This is a genomic window from Kitasatospora sp. NPDC057512 (assembly GCF_042802135.1).
GTDB lineage: Bacteria > Actinomycetota > Actinomycetes > Streptomycetales > Streptomycetaceae > Kitasatospora.
Genome location: NZ_JBHVET010000761.1, coordinates 1 through 3,915, shown reverse-complemented (window position 1 = coordinate 3,915; position 3,915 = coordinate 1). Strand labels below are relative to the sequence as shown.

Annotated in this window: 3 protein-coding genes; all 3 read left to right on the top strand. The window is 71.9% G+C overall.

What is annotated here, in order from left to right; genetic code table 11:
- Window positions 1–185: 185 nt before the first annotated feature.
- The 3 genes from pheA to ACFU6K_RS33300 all read left to right on the top strand — a co-directional run bounded on the left by pheA (window position 186) and on the right by ACFU6K_RS33300 (window position 3,803).
- Window positions 186–1,121, top strand: coding sequence for a prephenate dehydratase (gene pheA / locus ACFU6K_RS33310; protein WP_380669444.1), 936 nt, complete (start codon window positions 186–188; stop codon window positions 1,119–1,121).
- Between the two features lie 507 nt (window positions 1,122–1,628).
- Window positions 1,629–2,903: a serine--tRNA ligase gene (gene serS / locus ACFU6K_RS33305; RefSeq protein WP_380669442.1), complete on the top strand. Its 1,275-nt coding sequence runs from the start codon at window positions 1,629–1,631 to the stop codon at window positions 2,901–2,903.
- A gap of 54 nt (window positions 2,904–2,957) precedes the next feature.
- A complete protein-coding gene (locus ACFU6K_RS33300) occupies window positions 2,958–3,803 on the top strand; it encodes an HAD family hydrolase (protein WP_380669440.1) in 846 nt (281 codons plus the stop codon).
- Window positions 3,804–3,915: the final 112 nt, after the last annotated feature.

Below are 3,915 nucleotides of genomic sequence, written 5' to 3'. Positions count from 1 at the left end.
AGGCCAGCAGCTGCTGGAGGGGTAGTTCCCCGGATGGTTCCCCGGGGGTCCGACGGCGGACCCCCGGGATCCACCGCCGCGGTCCCGCTCACTGGAACGCTCACCCGCCGGGGCCGTCGAATCGTTAGGGTGACTGCTTCGGCACACCCCGCCCGCGCAGTACCCCGGAATCCCACGGAGGCGTCATGTCGGCCACCCGCTACACCTACCTCGGCCCGGCCGGCACGTTCACCGAGGCGGCCCTGCACACCCTGCCCGAGGCGGCGACCCGGGAGCTGGTGCCGCTGTCCTCGGTGGCGCTGGCGCTGGACGCGGTGCGCGGCGGGGAGGCGGCCGGGGCGTTCGTCCCGATCGAGAACTCGGTGGAGGGCGCGGTCACCGCGACCAACGACGAACTGGCCTCCGGCACACCGCTGATGATCTACCGGGAGGTGCTGCTGCCGATCACCTTCGCGCTGCTGGTGCGGCCGGGCACCGAGCTGTCCGGGATCAAGACGGTGACCAGCCACCCGGTGGCCCAGCCGCAGGTGCGGCGCTGGCTGGCGGCCAACCTGCCGGAGGCGGACTGGGAGTCGGCGGCCTCCAACGCGGACGGCGCCCGGCTGGTCGCCGAGGGCCGTTACGACGGCGCGTTCGCGGGCGAGTTCGCGGCGCCGATCTACGGGCTGGAGCCGCTGGTCAGGGAGATCGCGGACGCGAAGAGCGCGGCCACCCGGTTCGTCCTGGTCGGCCGCCCGGGGCGGGTCTCCTCGCCGACCGGCGCGGACAAGACCTCGATGGTGGTCTGGCTGCCGGACGACCACCCGGGCGCCCTGCTGGAGCTGCTCCAGGAGTTCGCGGTGCGCGGGGTCAACCTGATGCGGATCGAGTCCCGCCCGACCGGCGAGGGCATGGGCAGCTACTGCTTCCTGATCGACTGCGAGGGCCACCTGTCCGAGCGCCGGGTCGGCGAGGCGATGATGGGGCTCAAGCGGATCTGCCCGCAGGTGCGGTACCTCGGCTCCTATCCGCGCGCCGACCGGCAGGAGTCCACCCACCGCCGGCCGGGGACCTCGGACGGGGATTTCACCTCGGCGGCGGACTGGCTCTCCCGCGCGCTCGACGGCCGCGCGGACATCTGAGCTTCTCCTTGAGTCTTTCCGACCTTTTCCGACTGTTTTCGACCGGCCCGATCGGCCCGGTCGGCTGACCGCACCGTCATCCACAGGGGCCGTCGGGGCCGGAGACCGCTGTCCACAGGGCTCCCCGCTGTCCACAGCCCCGAGTTATCCACAGGCCTGGGGACGAGTCGACAAACCGGTATAGCCATTGCCCAGACCCGGTCGGACCATCGGTTTGCGTCGCAGAGATGACCAATCGGACCAGAGTCACCCGGTTGCCAGCAAATCACCCGTCCGAGTGCTTCAATTCCCTCACCCGAGAAGGTTGATTGAGGTTTGAAACCTCAATTCCCTGGTTCGTTCACGCGGAAGGCAATCCTCCTCTTTGATCCACAGGCTCGGGGCCGCACCTGTGGATAACCCGGCGGCGGAGAGTTCCCCACAGGAGTTATCCACAGGTGCGGGCGAGTTATCCCCAGGGAAAAAGCCGTACCGGTGGAGGAACGGTCTCCCGGTACGCTTGGGCCTGTGATTGACCTTCGCCTGCTCCGTGAGGACCCTGACCGAGTGCGCGCCTCGCAGCGCGTCCGTGGCGAGGACGTCGACCTGGTCGACGCCCTCCTCTCCGCCGATGAGCGGCGCCGGTCCTCGGGCAGCCGCTTCGACGAACTGCGCAGCGAGCAGCGGGTGCTCGGCAAGCAGGTCGCCCAGGCCAAGGGCGACGAGAAGGCCGCCCTGCTCCAGCGCACCAAGGACCTGGCCGCCGAGGTCAAGGCCGCCGACGCCGAGCAGGGAGCGGCCAAGGAGGAGGCCGACCGCCTGCTCCGCTCGCTGGCGAACCTCATCGACCCGGCCGCCCCGGTCGGCGGCGAGGAGGACTTCGTCACCCTCGAGGAGATCGGCACCCCGCGCGACTTCGCCGCCGAGGGCTTCGAGCCCCGCGACCACGTCGAGCTCGGCCAGATCCTCGGCGCGATCGACACCGAGCGCGGCGCCAAGGTCGCCGGTGCCCGCTCCTACTACCTGACCGGCGTCGGCGCGCTGCTGGAGCTCGCCCTGGTCAACATGGCGATCGCCCAGGCCACCGCGGCCGGCTTCATCCCGATGATCACCCCGACCCTGGTCCGCCCGGCCGCCATGGACGGCACCGGCTTCCTCGGCCAGGCCGCCGAGAACGTGTACCACCTCGCCGAGGACGACCGGTACCTGGTCGGCACCAGCGAGGTCCCGCTCGCGGCGTACCACATGGACGAGATCCTCGACGCCGACAAGCTGCCGCTGCGCTACGCCGGCTACTCGTCCTGCTTCCGCCGCGAGGCCGGCACCTACGGCAAGGACACCCGCGGCATCATCCGCGTCCACCAGTTCGAGAAGGTGGAGATGTTCGTCTACACCACTCCCGAGGACGCGGAGAACGAGCACCGGCGCCTGCTCCAGTGGGAGAAGGACTTCCTCAACGCGCTGGAGCTGCCGTACCGGGTGATCGACGTCGCCTCCGGCGACCTCGGCGCCTCGGCCGCGCGCAAGTTCGACATCGAGGCGTGGATCCCCACCCAGGGCAAGTACCGCGAGGTCACCTCGACCTCCAACACCACCGAGTACCAGGCCCGCCGACTGTCGATCCGGATGCGCGAGGAGGGCAAGACCCGCCCGCTCGCCACCCTGAACGGCACCCTGGTCGCCATCCCGCGCACCATCGTGGCGATCCTGGAGAACCACCAGCAGGCCGACGGCTCGGTCGTCGTGCCCGAGGCGCTGCGGCCGTACCTCGGCGGGCGGACCGTCCTCGAGCCGGTCAAGTAACCCGGCCCGCCCCGCCCAGCACCACCTGCGACACTCCCGGGAGACGTACGGCCCATGAGCACCACCAGCCCCAGCCCCGTCTCCCCCGACGGTGGCGACCTGCCCTACCGGCTGGTCGCCACCGACCTCGACGGCACCCTGCTCACCAGCGGGGAGACCGTCTCCGAGCGCACCCGCGCCGCCCTGGCCGCGGCCACCGGCGCGGGCGCGCTGCACATCATCGTCACCGGGCGCTCCGCCGTCTGGGCCCGCCCGGTCTTCGACGAGATCGGCTACACCGGGATAGCGGTCTGCGGCCAGGGCGCCCAGGTGTACGACGCCGGCGCGCACAAGCTGCTCACCTCGCTCACCCTGGACCGGCGGCTCGCCGCGCTCGCGATCGAGAAGATCGAGGCCGAGACCGGCCCGCTGGCCATCGCCGCCAACCAGGACGGCCTCGACGGCCAGGTGCTGGCCGGCCCCGGCTACGAGCTGCTGATCGGCTCCGACCTGCCGGTCGTCCGGGTCGACCGCGGCGGGCTGTACGACTCCCCGCTCAGCAAGCTGTACATCCAGCACCACGCCCTCACCGACGACGCCCTCGCCGAGGCCGCCCGCCGCGCCGCCGGCGACCTGGTCGGCGTGGTGATGGCCGGCGCCGGCGTGGTCGAGCTGCTCCCGCTCGGCCTGTCCAAGGCCACCGGCCTGGCCGTCGCCGCCCGCCGCCTGGGCGTCCGCGCCGCCGACACCATCGCCTTCGGCGACATGCCCAACGACGTCCCGATGTTCGGCTGGGCCGCCCACGGCGTCGCCATGGCCAACGCCCACGAGGAACTCCTCGCCGTCGCCGACACCGTCACCACCAGCAACGACGAGGACGGCGTCGCCGCGGTCCTGGAGCAGCTCTACCCGCAGCGCTGACGCCTCCGGCGTGGCCCCTGTGCGCCGTGCCCCGGGCTCGCACGCCCCGCGGCCCCGCCCGAAGCCGGAGAACCGCCGGCAGTCGGGCCACTCCCACCGCGGCCATCCGCCC